Raw genomic sequence first — 14,492 nt, forward strand, 5'->3', positions numbered from 1 at the left:
CCCGCCGCCGTCAATGGTTCTTGCTGCGCTTGTTGGCGCGGCGCGCCATCACGGCCAGGACGATGGCGAGCAGCAGCAGGATGCCGATCAGCGGAACGCCCCAGGCGAGATACTGACGCCATTCGTAGAACGGGCCGCCGCCCATGCCCGCGGGCTGGCTCAGCCCGGGATCGGTGGTGTCGACCCAGGCCAGCGCACCGCGCTCGCCCAGCACCACGGCGTTGCCGCGCGTCAGCATGAAGCTCTCGCCGATGCGGGCCGGATGCTCGCCCAGCGCCTGCCACAGAATGCCGTTCTGCGTGCCCGACTTCACCACCGCGGCGGTGCTCAGGCGGTCCGGGCCTTCCAGGTCGAGCCAGGGTTGCTGGTCCTGCGCGCGGCCGCTCACCGTCAGGCGCTTGCCGTCGGTCACGCTGATCGGCGGCTTGGCGCCGTCGACCGGCACGCCCATCGAGAGGAACGGCTTGGTCGGCTTGAACGGCTGCGCGCCGTCGGCCACCACCAGCTCGGTGCGCACCGGCGACAGGGCGCTGGCGTTGGCGAGGTTGACGAGGTTCTGCAGCGTGGTGACCGGCGCGTCGAGCGCGGCCTGCGGCACCAGCAGCTGCGGCGAGCCGGCCAGCAGCGGCAGCAGGCCGACGAAGGTGCCGTCCGGCTCGGCGCTGGCGGCGCGCACGAAGCTGGTGGGCAGCACGTTGACCGGGAAGCCCTGCGGCGTTTCCGCACAGTTGGGCGAGACCGGCTGGCGCTGGAACGACACGCGCAGGTTGTTGGTCACGCCCAGCGCGTAGCCGGGCACGCGCGCCACGAGGCGCTCCGGGTGGCCGTCGGCGTCGAGTTGCTTGGCGTTGAGCAGCACGCCGTTCCAGAGCACCGAGGCGACCGGCTTGGTCACCGAGGCGCCGGGGGCGGCGGCCAGGTCGAGCACCAGCTCGCCCGGGATGCGGCCGTCGCTGGACACGGCGGCCAGCGGGAACGCGAGGTTCCAGTCGCCGCGCGTGGTCACGTCGAAGGCGGTGGTCGAGCCGCCCAGCAGGCTCAGGCGCGTGGTGTCGCTACCGTAGGTGCCGGCCTGGCCGGCCTGGTAGACGGTGGCCTGGCGCGAGGTCAGGACACGGCGCCAGATGCTGTCGAACACGCCGGCCGCCTGGGCGCCCGCGTCGGGCGACACCGAGATCACCGGCTGGTGACCCAGCATCGCCACCTTGATCTGCTGCGCGGCCGGCTTGTCGCTGGCGAGCGAGGCGTGGCGTTCGCGCCATTGGGCCAGCGCCTGGGTGGCGTCGGCATCGCCCTGCAGCTGCGCGCCGAGCGCGTCGAGCGCGGCGTTGATCTGGCCGATCAGCGCGGTATCGGTGATGGCGAGGTCGCCCGGCACGGCGCCGAGCACCAGCAGCGCGCCGACCTCGGCGGGATCGGCCAGCTTGTGGCCGTCCTTGCCGTTGAGCGCCGCGAAGGCCGGCACGTTGGCCAGCGCCGCCGGCACCTGCACGCCCTTGAATGTCACCTCGTCGCCCACGGCGGGCAGGGCCCGCACGCGGGCGTGCTTGCCCGCGCGCTCGAGCGCCACGCCCACGCGCCAGGCGGCGTCGAAGCTTTGTTTGTCGAGCTTGCCGTTGGCGACCAGCAGCACCGGATTGCCGGGCAGGGTGTGCCAGGCGTCGTCGAGCCCGCCCACGGTGTGCGCGGCATAACGATAGGTCAGGCGCGTGTCGGGCGACAGCGTCAGCACGTTGGCCGTGCGGCGATCGGATTCGCACAGGCGCAGCCCGATCGGCGAGCTCCAGTTCACGCTCAGCTGCACGAAGCCCGAATCGCGGGAGCGCGTGTCCACCGTCAGCGGCCGGCTCAGGTTGCCTTCACGATCCACCACGCGCTGCGCCACCACCGGGCGGCCATCGACCGCGACGTTGAGGGTGGCGGGCACGTCCTCGCCCTTCAGGTAATTGCCTTCAAGCGTGAGCGCCACGTCCGAGAGGGCGACGCCGCGCGGCACCGGCAGGTAGAACTCCTGGCGGTTGTCGCTCTGGTCCAGCACGACGGGGTTGCCGATGCCGAGGTCCTTCAGCGAGAGGGAGCGCTGCACCAGGCCATCACGGCCGAGTTCATGCAGCGCATCGCTCGCGGGGCTGGCGTAGGCGGCGGCCGGCACGGAAAGGCTGGCCAGCAGCAGCGCACGTCGCACGGCATGAAGGCGGAAATTGCGGTTAGTGGTCATGGATGGACTTGGAGGCGGATCAATGGGAGAGGGCCACGTGCGGCCGGCTGGGATCGAATTCGTTCACCTCGCGGCCCAGCAGGGCCGCCACGATACGCGCGCTCGCATGCCCGTCACCATACGGGTTGATGCCGCGTGCGAAGCGTTCATAGTGCGCCGGATCATCGAGCAGCGCATTGACCTCGCGTACGATGCGCGCGGACTCCGTGCCCACCAGCGCCACCGTGCCGGCGGCGAGGGCTTCGGGCCGCTCCGTCACGTCACGCATCACCAGCACGGGCTTGCCCAGGTGAGGGGCTTCCTCCTGGACACCGCCGGAGTCGGTGAGAATGATGTGGGCGCGTCGCATGAACCAAACAAAGTCCAGATAATCGAGGGGATCGATGAGGTGCACATTCGATAGTCCCGACAGCGTGCCCATCACCACCTCGCGCACTTGCGGGTTGAGATGCACCGGATAGACGATATCCAGGTCATCGCGCTTCGCGAGTGTGGCGAGGGCCGCGCAGATATTGCGGAAGCCTTCGCCAAAGCTTTCACGGCGGTGTCCGGTGACGAGCAAAAGTCGGCGGTCCGGATTCTGCCAGTGGTATTTGGATGACAGCGCTGTATTTAATGCCTGGTCAGTGTCAAGCTTTGTTAATGTCAGGTCCAGGGCATCGATCACGGTATTTCCCGTGACGAAAATCCGGCCCTGCAGATTTTCTTTTTGCAGATTCGCGCGCGACGTCACCGTGGGCGCGAATAACCATTGACCCACCACGTCGACGACGCGGCGATTCATTTCTTCGGGAAAGGGCTGTGCCAGATTGCCGGTGCGCAATCCCGCTTCGACGTGGCCGACGGGGATGCGGCGATGAAACGCCGCGAGGCTGCACGCGGTGGCGGTGCTGGTGTCGCCGTGCACCAGCACGACGTCGGGCCGGACCGTTTCGAGCAGCGCGTCCACGCGGCTCATGATGCGGGAAAACAGGCCGTTCAGCGTCTGGTTCGGCACCATCACATCGAGGTCGTGATCGGCGCGGATCTCGAACAGCTCGAGCACCTGGTCGAGCATCTGGCGATGCTGACCCGTGACGCACACGATGCTCTCGATCGCGCTTTCCCGCTGTAATGCCCGCACCAGCGGGACCATTTTGATGGCCTCGGGCCGCGTACCAAAAATCGACAGGATCTTCATCGGACACACCAATCAAGGAAAGTGGTCCCGGGCGCGTAGCTATGCGCGGGCGATGAGTGCCTCGCAATATTCGGAAAGAAACGAATGAAGGCGTGGCAAGAATTAGCCAGATGCTAAATCTTGCTCACTAAAATCTCATATCCGGGACACGTTTGAAAGGGGCGCCGTGTGACAGCGCCCCTGCGGGCCGGCTCAGCGCAGATCTTGCGGCAGCAGCGGTTTGATCACGGACCAGAGGTCGGCCGGGGAGTCGGCCGTGGCTTCTGCGAGCCAGGTCGTGCAATCTTCGTCCTGCCCCACATAGCCGTACGCCGCGGCAACGGCCGGCATTCCGGCCGCGTGGGCGGCCTGGATGTCGCGCAGGTCGTCGCCGACATACACGCAGCGATCCGGTTGGTATCCGGCGACCTCAGCCGCATGGATTAGGGGCAATGGATGAGGTTTGGAATGTGCTGTAGTGTCGCCACAAACCAACACTGCACTGTGCTCGTTGAGCCCAAGATGGGCCACGATAGGCAAGGTTAGGTGCGTGACTTTATTGGTAACAATGCCCCACGCGAGACCGCTTGCGCGGATCTCATCCAGCAATTCCGCGATGCCGGGGAACAGTCGGCTCTGGCTCGTGGAGCCGGCCGCGTAGTCTTCGAGAAACTGCAGCCGGGTGGGCTCGTAGTCGGCGTCGCCCGGTTTGAGTTCGAGCGCTACACGCAACAATCCCCGCGCGCCCTGCGAGGCCACGGGGCGCAGCGTCTCGTAGGGCAGGGGCGCCAGGCCGCGGCGTTCGCGCTGGCGGTTGGCGGCGGCGGCCAGGTCGGGCGCCGTGTCGGCCAGGGTGCCGTCGAAGTCGAACAGAACCAGTGCGCTCATTTGCGGGTCGCCATCAGGTAGTTCACGTCGGTATTGGCGCTGAGCGTATACACCTGGGTGATCGGGTTGTATTCCATGCCGCGCATGCCCGAGGGCTCGAGGCCGGCCTGGCGCGCCGCGGTGGCGAGCTCGCTGGGCTTGATGAACTGGGCGTAGGAGTGCGTGCCGCGCGGCAGGAGGCGCAGCACGTATTCCGCGCCCACGATGGCGAACAGGAACGACTTGGGGTTGCGGTTGAGCGTGGAGAAGAACACCCAGCCGCCCGGCTTCACCAGCGCCGCGCAGGCGCGCACGATGGAGGCGGGGTCGGGGACGTGCTCGAGCATTTCCATGCAGGTGACCACGTCGTACTGGCCGGGCTGTTCGGCCGCCAGCTCCTCGACGGGCACCTTGCGGTACTCGACCTTCACGCCGGATTCCAGGCCGTGCAGGCGCGCGACCTTGAGCGATTTGTCGGCCAGGTCGATGCCGGTGACCTCGGCGCCGGCGCGGGCCATGGACTCCGACAGGATGCCGCCGCCGCAGCCCACGTCGAGCACGCGGCGCCCGGACAGCGGGCCGGCCAGCTCCTGGATCCATTCCAGGCGCAGCGGATTGATGGCGTGCAGGGGCTTGAATTCGCTCTCAGGATCCCACCAGCGCGAGGCGAGGGCGGCGAACTTGTCGAGCTCGGCCTGGTCGGCGTTGATGGGGCGGGTCGAAGTGGGGCTGTCTACGGTCATGGCAGGCACTGGCATGGACGTTCCGGCGCGCGGCGCGCGCGGAAGCAATATGAGAAAAGGGCGCACGGCCCATAGCCTCGATTGTGCCTGAAATCAGGGTCTCATGACGGCACGGCGGCCCGGCGGGCGTGCCGCCCGGGGCGCGCGGGCATAAAAAAAGGCCTCGCCGAAGCGAGGCCTTTTCATCGTGACCGACGTTGCAATTACTTGCGACGGCTGCCGACGATTTCGATTTCCACGCGACGGTTACGCGCGCGGCCTTCGGCGGTCTTGTTGGTGGCGATGGGCTGCAGTTCGCCCTTGCCTTCCGTGTAGACGCGGTTGGGATCGATGCCCTTCGAGACCAGGTAGGCCTTGACCGAAGCGGCACGGCGCTCGGACAGCTTCTGGTTGTAGGCTTCGGTACCGATCGAGTCGGTGTGGCCGACGGCGATGATGGTTTCCAGATCGATCGTGCCAGCTTGCTGGGCCACTTGATCCAGCAGCTGACGGCCTTCCGGCTTCAGAACCGACTTGTCGAAGTCGAAGAACGTGTCAGCGTTGAACACGACCTTGGCGGCCATCGGAGCGGGCTTGTCCTTCTGAGCGACCGGCACGCCGTCGCAGCCGGGGATACCGGTAGCGGGGGTCCAGAACGCATCGCGCCAGCACAGTTCATTGGTGCCGTTCTTCCACACGTCGCCGAACGCATTGCGCCAGTTGTCCACCGTTTGCGGGTAGGACTGGGCCGAGGCTACACCAGAGGCCGTAACGGCGGCGAAGGCGAGCGCCAGAGCGAATTTGGAGGGTTTGTTCATGTTTCTCCTCGTTGAGCTTGAAGCTGGATAAGTGACTCGCAGCGAACCCCCGCCGCATATCAGGAAAACGGGGCCAGTATAGCAACGCCAAGAACAGGTTCAAAGGGCCGCCACTGGGTCTCCTGCGTGCTGGAAACAATCTTAAGGCATTTGGGGACCTTTGGCTGCGTTGCGGCCACCCATCGGCGCAGGATATGACCATTTCGGCGCCCGGCGCGTTTTTCATGTTGGTTTTTGACAACAGGGCTGGTGCGGCCGTTGCGGGCGCTTGCGTTGCCTGGTTGGGGCCGGATCGGAGGCGCCCCGGCGTGGGGCGGGCGTTCGGATGATAGAATTTCCCGTTTACCCGGCCTGGGTTCCTTCTTAAACACGATTCAGTCGTTATATATATGGATTCCTTTGCCAAGGAGACGCTTCCGGTATCGCTGGAAGAAGAGATGCGCCGCAGTTACCTCGATTACGCAATGAGCGTGATCGTTGGGCGGGCACTACCGGACGTCCGAGATGGTCTTAAGCCGGTGCACCGGCGCGTGCTCTATGCCATGCACGAGCTCAACAACGACTGGAACCGCGCTTACAAGAAGTCGGCCCGTATCGTGGGCGACGTGATCGGTAAGTATCACCCCCACGGCGACCAGTCCGTCTACGACACCATCGTCCGCATGGCGCAGGATTTCTCCATGCGCTACATGCTGGTCGACGGCCAGGGCAACTTCGGCTCGATCGACGGCGACAACGCCGCGGCGATGCGTTACACCGAAATCCGCCTGGCCAAGATCGCCCACGAGCTGCTGGCCGACATCGACCAGGAAACGGTCGACTTCGGGCCCAACTACGACGGCAGCGAGCAAGAACCGCTCCTGCTGCCCTCGCGCCTGCCCAACCTGCTGGTCAACGGCAGCTCGGGCATCGCCGTGGGCATGGCGACCAACATTCCGCCGCACAATCTGCAGGAAGTGGTCGACGGCTGCCTGTATTGCCTGCGCAATCCCGCCTGCACGATCGACGAGCTGATCGAGATCATTCCGGCGCCCGACTTCCCCACCGGCGGTGTCATCTATGGCATCTCCGGCGTGCGCGAGGGCTACCGGACCGGCCGCGGCCGCGTGATCATGCGCGCCAAGACCCACTTCGAGGATCTCGAGAAGGGCAACCGCCAGGCCATCGTGATCGACGCGATTCCCTACCAGGTCAACAAGAAGACCCTGCAGGAACGCATCGCCGAGCTGGTCAACGACAAGAAGATCGAGGGCATCTCCGACATCCGCGACGAGTCGGACAAGGACGGCATGCGCCTGGTGATCGAGCTCAAGCGCAACGAAGTGCCTGAGGTCGTGCTCAACAATCTGTACAAGAACACGCAGCTGCAGGACACCTTCGGGATGAACCTGGTGGCGCTGGTCGACGGCCAGCCCCGCCTGCTCAACCTGAAGCAGATGATCGAATACTTCCTGCAGCATCGTCGCGAAGTCGTGACGCGCCGCACGGTGTATCAGCTGCGCAAGGCGCGCGAGCGCGGCCACGTGCTCGAAGGCCTGGCCGTGGCGCTGGCCAACATCGACGATTTCATCGCGATCATCAAGGCCGCGCCGACCCCGCCGGTGGCGCGCCAGGAACTGATGGCCCGCACCTGGGATTCGTCGCTGGTGCGCGAGATGCTGTCGCGCGTCGATGGCGACGCGGCCGGCGGCCGTGACGCGTTCCGTCCCGACGATCTCGCGGCCGAGTTCGGCCTGCAGGGCGATGGCCTGTACCGCCTGAGCGACATCCAGGCGCAGGAAATCCTCAACATGCGCCTGCAGCGCCTGACCGGCCTGGAGCAGGACAAGATCATTGGCGAGTACAAGGACGTGATGGCCACCATCGCCGACCTGCTCGACATCCTGTCCAAGCCCGAGCGCATCTCGTCGATCATCAGCGAAGAGCTGCAGGCCATCAAGGCCGAGTTCTCGACCTCGGCCAAGGATTCGCGCCGCTCCGACATCGAGCACAACGCGACCGAGCTCGACACCGAAGACCTGATCACCCCGATGAACATGGTGGTGACGCTTTCGCACGGCGGCTACATCAAGAGCCAGCCGCTGTCGGAATACCGTTCGCAGAAGCGCGGCGGCCGCGGCAAGCAGGCCACCGCCACCAAGGAAGACGACTGGGTCGACCAGCTCTTCATCGCCAACACCCACGACTTCCTGCTGTGCTTCTCCAACCGCGGCCGCGTCTACTGGCTCAAGGTCTGGGAAGTGCCGCAGGGCACGCGCACCTCGCGCGGCAAGCCGATCGTCAACATGTTCCCGCTGGCCGACGGCGAGAAGATCACGGTCGTGCTGCCGGTCAAGGAATTCAGCGACGACCACTTCGTGTTCATGGCGACCTCGCGCGGCACGGTCAAGAAGACCCCGCTGTCCGACTTCTCCAACCCGCGCAAGGCCGGCATCATCGCGGTCGACCTCGATGACGGCGACTACCTGATCGGCGCCGACCTCACCGACGGCAAGCACGACGTCATGCTGTTCTCCGACGCCGGCAAGGCCGTGCGTTTCGACGAGAACGACGTGCGTCCGATGGGCCGCAACGCCCGCGGCGTGCGCGGCATGATGCTCGAAGAAACCCAGACCGTGATCTCGCTGCTGGTGGCGGGCGACGAAAGCCAGAGCGTGCTGACCGCGACCGAAAACGGCTACGGCAAGCGCACCTCGATCGTCGAGTACACGCGCCACGGCCGTGGCACGAAGGGCATGATCGCGATCCAGACCAGCTCGCGCAACGGCAAGGTGGTGGGCGCGGTGCTCGTCACCCCGAGCGACGAAATCATGCTGATCACCACGGGCGGTGTGCTGGTGCGCACCCGCGTGAGCGAGATCCGCGAGATGGGCCGCGCCACGCAGGGCGTCACGCTGATCAGCGTCGATGACGGCAGCTCGCTGTCCGGCGTGCGCCGCGTGGTCGAAAGCGATGCCGACGAAAGCGCCGACGCCGAGGACGGCGAGGCGGGTGACAATGGCCAGGGCGACGCCACGCCCGACGCCGCAACCGATACTGCAGAACCTACGGAGTAAAAATGGCCCGCCCCTGGAATTTCTCGGCCGGTCCTTCGGTATTGCCGGAGACCGTATTGCAGCAGGCCGCTGCCGAGATGCTGGACTGGCATGGCAGTGGCATGTCAGTGATGGAAATGAGTCACCGGGGGCGCCAGTTCGTGCAGATCTGCGACGAAGCAGAAGCCGACCTGCGCGAGCTGCTGGGTCTGCCGGCCGATTACGCCGTCATGTTCATGCAGGGTGGCGGGCTGGGCGAGAACGCGATCGTGCCGATGAACCTCATCGGCCGCCGCGGCCCGGCCGCCGCCGACTTCGTGGTCACCGGCCACTGGTCGACCCGTTCGCACAAGGAAGCCGGCCGCTATGGTGATGCGCGCATCGCCGCCACCAGCGGCGCGGCCACCCGTCTCGACGACGCCGACCAGGCGCCGTTCACCTGGGTGCCGCCGGTCGAGTCCTGGAACGTGCGCCCCGAGGCCGCCTACCTGCACCTGTGCAGCAACGAAACCATCGGCGGCGTCGAATTCACCGAGTGGCCCGACACGGCCGCGCTGGGCGCGCCCGACGTGCCGCTGGTGGTCGATGCCTCCTCGCATTTCCTGTCGCGTCCGCTCGACGTGCAGCGCGCCGGCCTGGTGTTTGCCGGCGCCCAGAAAAACGCCGGCCCGGCCGGCGTGACCGTGGTGATCGCCCGCCGCGACCTGATCGGCAAGGCATTGCCGATCTGCCCGTCGGCGTTCGATTACGCCAACGTCGCGGCCGAGCATTCGCGCTACAACACCCCGCCCACGTTCGCGATCTATGTCGCGGGCCTGGTCTACAAGTGGGTCAAGGCCAACGGCGGCGTGGCCGGCATGGAAGCCGCCAACCGCGCCAAGGCCGAGCTCCTCTACGGCTACCTCGACAGCTCCGCGTTCTATCGCAACCCGGTGCACGCGCCGGTGCGTTCGCGCATGAACGTGCCGTTCGTGCTGCGCGACGAATCGCTCAACGACGCCTTCCTGCAAGGCGCCGAGGCGGCGGGCCTGACCCAGCTCAAGGGTCACAAGAGCGTCGGCGGCATGCGTGCCTCGATCTACAACGCCATGCCGCTCGAGGGCGTGCAGGCGCTGGTCGACTACCTGAAGGACTTCGAGCGCCGTTATGGATGAGACCCTGCAGGCGCAACTCGCGCCCCTGCGCGCGCGCATCGACGCCATCGATGCGCAGATCCTCGATCTGCTGTCGCAACGCGCCCGCACCGCCCAGGAAGTGGGCGTGGTCAAGCACGCGGCCCAGGCCGACGGCCCGGTGCTGCGTCCCGAGCGCGAGGCCGAGGTGATCCGCGGCCTGCAGGCAAAGAACGGCGGTCCGTTTCCCAACGCCGCCGTCGCGTCCGTCTGGACCGAGATCATGTCGGCGTGCCGGGGCCTGGAGCGCGGCATGACCGTGGCCTATCTCGGCCCGCAGGGCTCGTTTTCCGAGCAGGCCGCGTTCGAGCAGTTCGGCCATTCGGTGCAGGGCCTGCCGTGCGCCTCGTTCGACGAGGTGTTCCGCGCGATCGAAGGCGGCCAGGCCGACATGGGCATGGTGCCGGTCGAAAACTCGACCGAAGGCGCGGTCAACCGCAGCATGGACCTGCTGCTCAACACGCAACTCAAGATCATGGGCGAGCGTTCGCTCCTGATCCGCCATTGCCTCATGACCCGCTCGGGCACGATGGATGGCATCACCACGATTTCGGCGCATCCGCAGGCCCTGGCCCAATGCCAGGGCTGGCTCACGCGCCACTACCCGAACCTGAACCGCGTCGCCGCCGCCAGCAACTCCGAGGCCGCGCGCGTCGCCGCCGAGGATCCCTCGGTGGCCGCCATCGCGGGCGAGGTGGCCGCGCCGGCCTGGAAGCTCCAGGTCGTCGAGTCGGGCATCCAGGATGACCCGTACAACCGCACGCGCTTCCTGGCGATCGGCCACATCGAGCCGCTCTCCAGCGGCAAAGACAAGACCAGCCTGATCCTGGCCGTGCCGCACCGCGCGGGCGCCGTCTACGAGATGCTCAAGCCGCTGGCCGCCAATGGCGTGTCCATGACGCGCTTCGAGTCGCGCCCGGCCCGCACCGGCCAGTGGGAGTATTACTTCTACGTCGACGTGCTCGGCCACCAGCGCGATCCGCAGGTGGCGACGGCGCTCGCCGAGCTGCAGTCGCAGGTTGCCTTCCTCAAGATTCTGGGCTCCTACCCGGCGCAGTGATCCGCCTGCGGCGGCCTGCCCGGTAGGTCTTCGTTCCTTTTTCCGCTCGTCATCATGACCGCACAAAAAAATCTCGTCGCGCCCGCCCACGTGGGCGCCATCGCGCCGTATCAGGCTGGCAAGCCGATCGAAGAGCTGGCCCGCGAATTCGGGCTCGACCCGGCCGGCATCGTCAAGCTGGCGTCCAACGAAAACCCGCTCGGCATGCCGGAATCGGCGCGCCAGGCCATGCTGGCCGCGGCCAACGCGCTGGCCCGCTATCCCGATCCGAACGGCTTCGACCTCAAGGCGGCGCTCGCCGAACGCTATAGCGTGCCGGCCAACTGGCTGACGCTGGGCAACGGCTCGAACGACATCCTCGAGATCGTGGCGCTGGCCCTGCTGGAGCAGGGCACCTCGGCCGTGTATGCCCGCCATTCGTTCGCCGTCTATCGCCTCGCCACGCAGGCCCGCGGCGCGCGCCACATCGTGGTGCCGGCGCGCGACTACGGCCATGACCTCGACGCGATGTTCGATGCCATCGCCGACGACACCCGCGTGGTGTTCATCGCCAACCCGAACAACCCGACCGGCACCTTCGTGCCCGGCGCCGAGATCGCGCGCTTTCTCGAGCGCGTCGAAGCCGCCCACGGCACCCGCGTGACCGTGGTGCTCGACGAGGCCTACAACGAATACCTCGATCCGGAACTGCGTTTCGACAGCACCGCGCTGGTGCGCCGTCACGCCAACCTGATCGTCTCGCGCACCTTCTCCAAGGCCTACGGCCTGGCCGGCCTGCGCGTGGGGTTCGCCGTGGCGCAGCCCGGCCTGACCGACCTGCTCAACCGTGTGCGCCAGCCGTTCAACGTGAACACGCTGGCCCAGGCCGCGGCGATCGCCGCGCTGGCCGACACCGAGTTTCTGCAGCGCGCCTACGAGGCCAACAAGGCCGGCAAGGAGCAGCTCTACCGCGCATTCGAGGCGCTGTCGCTGCGCTACGTGCCCGGCTTCGGCAACTTCGTGCTGGTGCACGTGGGCGACGCGCCGCGCGTCAATCTCGAGCTGCTCAAGCGCGGCGTGATCGTGCGCCCGGTGGCGGGCGACGATCTGCCCGAATGGCTGCGCGTCACGATCGGCCTGCCGGCCGAGAACGAGCGCTTCATCGCCGCGCTGACCGAGATCCTGTCCGCATGAGTCTCGCCGCCGAATCCACCGGCGTCGCGCGCACGCCCGCGATCCCGGTGCTGGCGGTGGTTGGGGTAGGGTTGATCGGCGGCTCGTTCGCCGCCGCGCTGCGCCAGGCCGGCCACGTCGGCCGCGTGCTGGGCGTGGGCCGCAACGCGCAATCGCTCGAGCGCGCACGCGCGCTCGGCCTGATCGACGCCGCGGCCACGCCGGCCGAGGCCGCCGCGCAGGCCGATCTCGTCATGCTGGCCACGCCGGTGGGCGGGCTGGGCGCGGTGCTGGCGCAGATGCGCGAGCACCTGCGGCCGGACACCGTGCTCACCGATGGCGGCAGCACCAAGGCCGAAGTGATCGACGCCGCGCGCACCGCGCTCGGCGATCGCATCGGCCAGTTCGTGCCCGGCCATCCGATCGCCGGCGCCGAGCGCACCGGTCCCGACGCGGCCGACGCGGCGCTGTACCGCCAGCGCAACGTGATCCTCACGCCGCTGCCCGAGAACGGCGCCGCCGCGCTGGCCCGCGTGCGCGCCGCGTGGCAGGCCTGCGGCGCGCAGGTGCTCGACATGGACGCCGCCGACCACGACCGCGTGCTGGCCTCCGTCAGCCACATGCCGCACCTGCTGTCGGCCGTCTACATGGCCCAGGTCGTGCAGGCCGCCGACGCCGATACGCGCCTGGCGCTGGCCGGCTCGGGCTTTCGCGACTTCACGCGCATCGCCGCCGGCTCGCCCGAAATGTGGCGCGACATTTTTCTTTCGAACCGCGCTGCGATGCTGGCCGAGCTGGCCGACGTGCGCGCGGTGCTCGATGCTGCCGAGTCCGCGCTGCGGGCCCGCGATGGCACCGCGTTGCAGGACATGCTCGCGGTGGCGGCCGATGCGCGCCGTGACTGGCGCAAGGAGTCTCACTGAATGAACGCCCAGGCATATCTCGACTTGCCGCGGGTGCGTCACGCGCAGGGCGTGGTGGCGTTGCCCGGTTCCAAGAGCATTTCCAATCGCGTGCTGCTGCTCGCCGCGCTGGCCGAGGGCCGCACGGAGATCACCGGCCTGCTCGACTCCGATGACACCCGCGTGATGCTGGCCGCGCTGCGCCAGCTCGGCGTGCAGGTCGAAGAGCAGGGCGCCGGCGAGGGCGCCGGCACGGGCGCCGGCCAGGTCGCGGTCACCGGCGTGAGCCGGTTTCCGGTGACCCAGGCGGATTTGTTCCTGGGCAACGCCGGCACCGCCTTCCGGCCGCTGTGCGCCGCGCTGGCGCTGATGGGCGGCGACTATCGCCTGTCCGGCGTGCCGCGCATGCACGAACGCCCGATCGGCGACCTCGCCGAGGCGCTCAAGGGCTGGGGCGCGCGCATCGACTATCTCGGCCAGGAGGGCTACCCGCCGCTGCACATCGGCCAGGGGGCGATCGCCACCGACACGCCGGTGCGGGTGCAGGGCTCGGTCTCGAGCCAGTTCCTCACCGCGCTGCTGCTGGCCGCGCCGATCCACTGCGCCGCCAGCGGCCAGCCGGTGGTGATCGAGGTCGTGGGCGAGCTGATCTCCAAGCCCTACATCGAGATCACGCTCAACCTCATGGCGCGCTACGGCGTGCAGGTCGAGCGCGACGGCTGGCAGCGTTTCACCGTGCCCGCCTCGGCGCGCTACCGCAGCCCGGGCCGCATCGCCGTCGAGGGCGACGCCTCCACCGCCTCGTATTTCCTGGCGCTCGGCGCGATCGGCGGCGGTCCGCTGCGCGTGACCGGCGTGGGCGCCGACAGCATCCAGGGCGACGTGGCCTTCGCCGATACCCTGGCCGCCATGGGCGCCACGCTCGAAAAAGGGCCGGACTGGATCGAGGTGCGCGGCGTCGAGGTGGCCCGAGGCGGTCGCCTCAAGGCCTTCGACACCGATTTCAACCTGATCCCCGACGCCGCCATGACGGCGGCCGCGCTGGCGCTGTATGCCGACGGCCCGTGCCGGTTGCGCAACATCGGCAGCTGGCGCGTGAAGGAAACCGACCGCATCCACGCCATGCACACCGAGCTGGCCAAGCTGGGCGCCACAGTCACCTCGGGGCCGGATTGGCTCGAAGTGGTGCCGCCGGCCGCGGGCCAGTGGCATGATGCGCATATCGGCACCTACGACGATCACCGCATGGCGATGTGTTTCTCGCTGGCGGCGTTCGGGCCGGCCGCGGTGCGGATCCTGGACCCGGGCTGCGTCAGCAAGACCTTCCCGGGCTATTTCGACGTCTACGCCGGGCTGGTCTCGGCCTGAGCCGCTGCCGGGCAGGGCG

11 protein-coding genes are annotated in these 14,492 nt (G+C 67.8%); 6 read left to right on the top strand and 5 right to left on the bottom strand.

The window, feature by feature from the left end; all coding sequences use genetic code 11:
• Positions 1 to 10: 10 nt before the first annotated feature.
• The 5 genes from CEG14_RS07830 to ompA all read right to left on the bottom strand — a co-directional run bounded on the left by CEG14_RS07830 (position 11) and on the right by ompA (position 5,784).
• Entirely contained in the window at positions 11 to 2,218 is a 2,208-nt protein-coding gene (locus CEG14_RS07830; RefSeq protein ID WP_094825788.1) for a hypothetical protein, read from the bottom strand.
• Positions 2,219 to 2,237: 19 nt separating this feature from the next.
• Complete coding sequence (wecB, locus tag CEG14_RS07835) at positions 2,238 to 3,398, bottom strand: non-hydrolyzing UDP-N-acetylglucosamine 2-epimerase (RefSeq protein WP_094825789.1); 1,161 nt, start codon at positions 3,396 to 3,398, stop codon at positions 2,238 to 2,240.
• A gap of 192 nt (positions 3,399 to 3,590) precedes the next feature.
• Positions 3,591 to 4,265 carry a phosphoglycolate phosphatase gene (gene gph / locus CEG14_RS07840; protein ID WP_094825790.1) on the bottom strand — a complete coding sequence of 225 codons (675 nt, stop codon included), beginning with the start codon at positions 4,263 to 4,265 and terminating at the stop codon, positions 3,591 to 3,593.
• Positions 4,262 to 4,987, bottom strand: a complete 726-nt coding sequence (gene ubiG / locus CEG14_RS07845) for a bifunctional 2-polyprenyl-6-hydroxyphenol methylase/3-demethylubiquinol 3-O-methyltransferase UbiG (RefSeq protein WP_094825791.1) — start codon at positions 4,985 to 4,987, stop codon at positions 4,262 to 4,264. Before ubiG ends, gph begins: the two co-directional genes overlap by 4 nt.
• A gap of 203 nt (positions 4,988 to 5,190) precedes the next feature.
• On the bottom strand, positions 5,191 to 5,784 hold the full coding sequence (gene ompA / locus CEG14_RS07850) for an outer membrane protein OmpA (RefSeq protein ID WP_094825792.1): 594 nt from the start codon (positions 5,782 to 5,784) through the stop codon (positions 5,191 to 5,193).
• 389 nt (positions 5,785 to 6,173) lie between these two features.
• Here ompA and gyrA point away from each other — a divergent pair, with 389 nt between their 5' ends.
• Genes gyrA through aroA form a run of 6 tightly spaced genes read left to right on the top strand, consistent with a single transcriptional unit; the run spans position 6,174 to position 14,473 of the window.
• Complete coding sequence (gyrA, locus tag CEG14_RS07855; RefSeq protein WP_094825793.1) at positions 6,174 to 8,840, top strand: DNA gyrase subunit A; 2,667 nt, start codon at positions 6,174 to 6,176, stop codon at positions 8,838 to 8,840.
• Positions 8,841 to 8,842: 2 nt separating this feature from the next.
• On the top strand, positions 8,843 to 9,973 hold the full coding sequence (gene serC, locus CEG14_RS07860; RefSeq protein WP_094825794.1) for a 3-phosphoserine/phosphohydroxythreonine transaminase: 1,131 nt from the start codon (positions 8,843 to 8,845) through the stop codon (positions 9,971 to 9,973).
• Positions 9,966 to 11,051: a prephenate dehydratase gene (gene pheA, locus CEG14_RS07865; RefSeq protein ID WP_094825795.1), complete on the top strand. Its 1,086-nt coding sequence runs from the start codon at positions 9,966 to 9,968 to the stop codon at positions 11,049 to 11,051. Before serC ends, pheA begins: the two co-directional genes overlap by 8 nt.
• Before the next feature lie 54 nt (positions 11,052 to 11,105).
• Positions 11,106 to 12,224, top strand: a complete 1,119-nt coding sequence (hisC, locus tag CEG14_RS07870; protein WP_094825796.1) for a histidinol-phosphate transaminase — start codon at positions 11,106 to 11,108, stop codon at positions 12,222 to 12,224.
• A complete protein-coding gene (locus CEG14_RS07875; RefSeq protein ID WP_094825797.1) occupies positions 12,221 to 13,126 on the top strand; it encodes a prephenate dehydrogenase in 906 nt (301 codons plus the stop codon). The genes hisC and CEG14_RS07875 overlap by 4 nt, the downstream gene beginning before the upstream one ends.
• Positions 13,127 to 14,473, top strand: a complete 1,347-nt coding sequence (aroA, locus tag CEG14_RS07880) for a 3-phosphoshikimate 1-carboxyvinyltransferase (RefSeq protein WP_094825798.1) — start codon at positions 13,127 to 13,129, stop codon at positions 14,471 to 14,473. It abuts the gene before it with no gap.
• The last annotated feature ends 19 nt before the right edge of the window (positions 14,474 to 14,492 follow it).

The sequence above is a fragment of the Bordetella genomosp. 1 genome (genome assembly GCF_002261335.1).
Lineage (GTDB): Bacteria > Pseudomonadota > Gammaproteobacteria > Burkholderiales > Burkholderiaceae_B > Bordetella.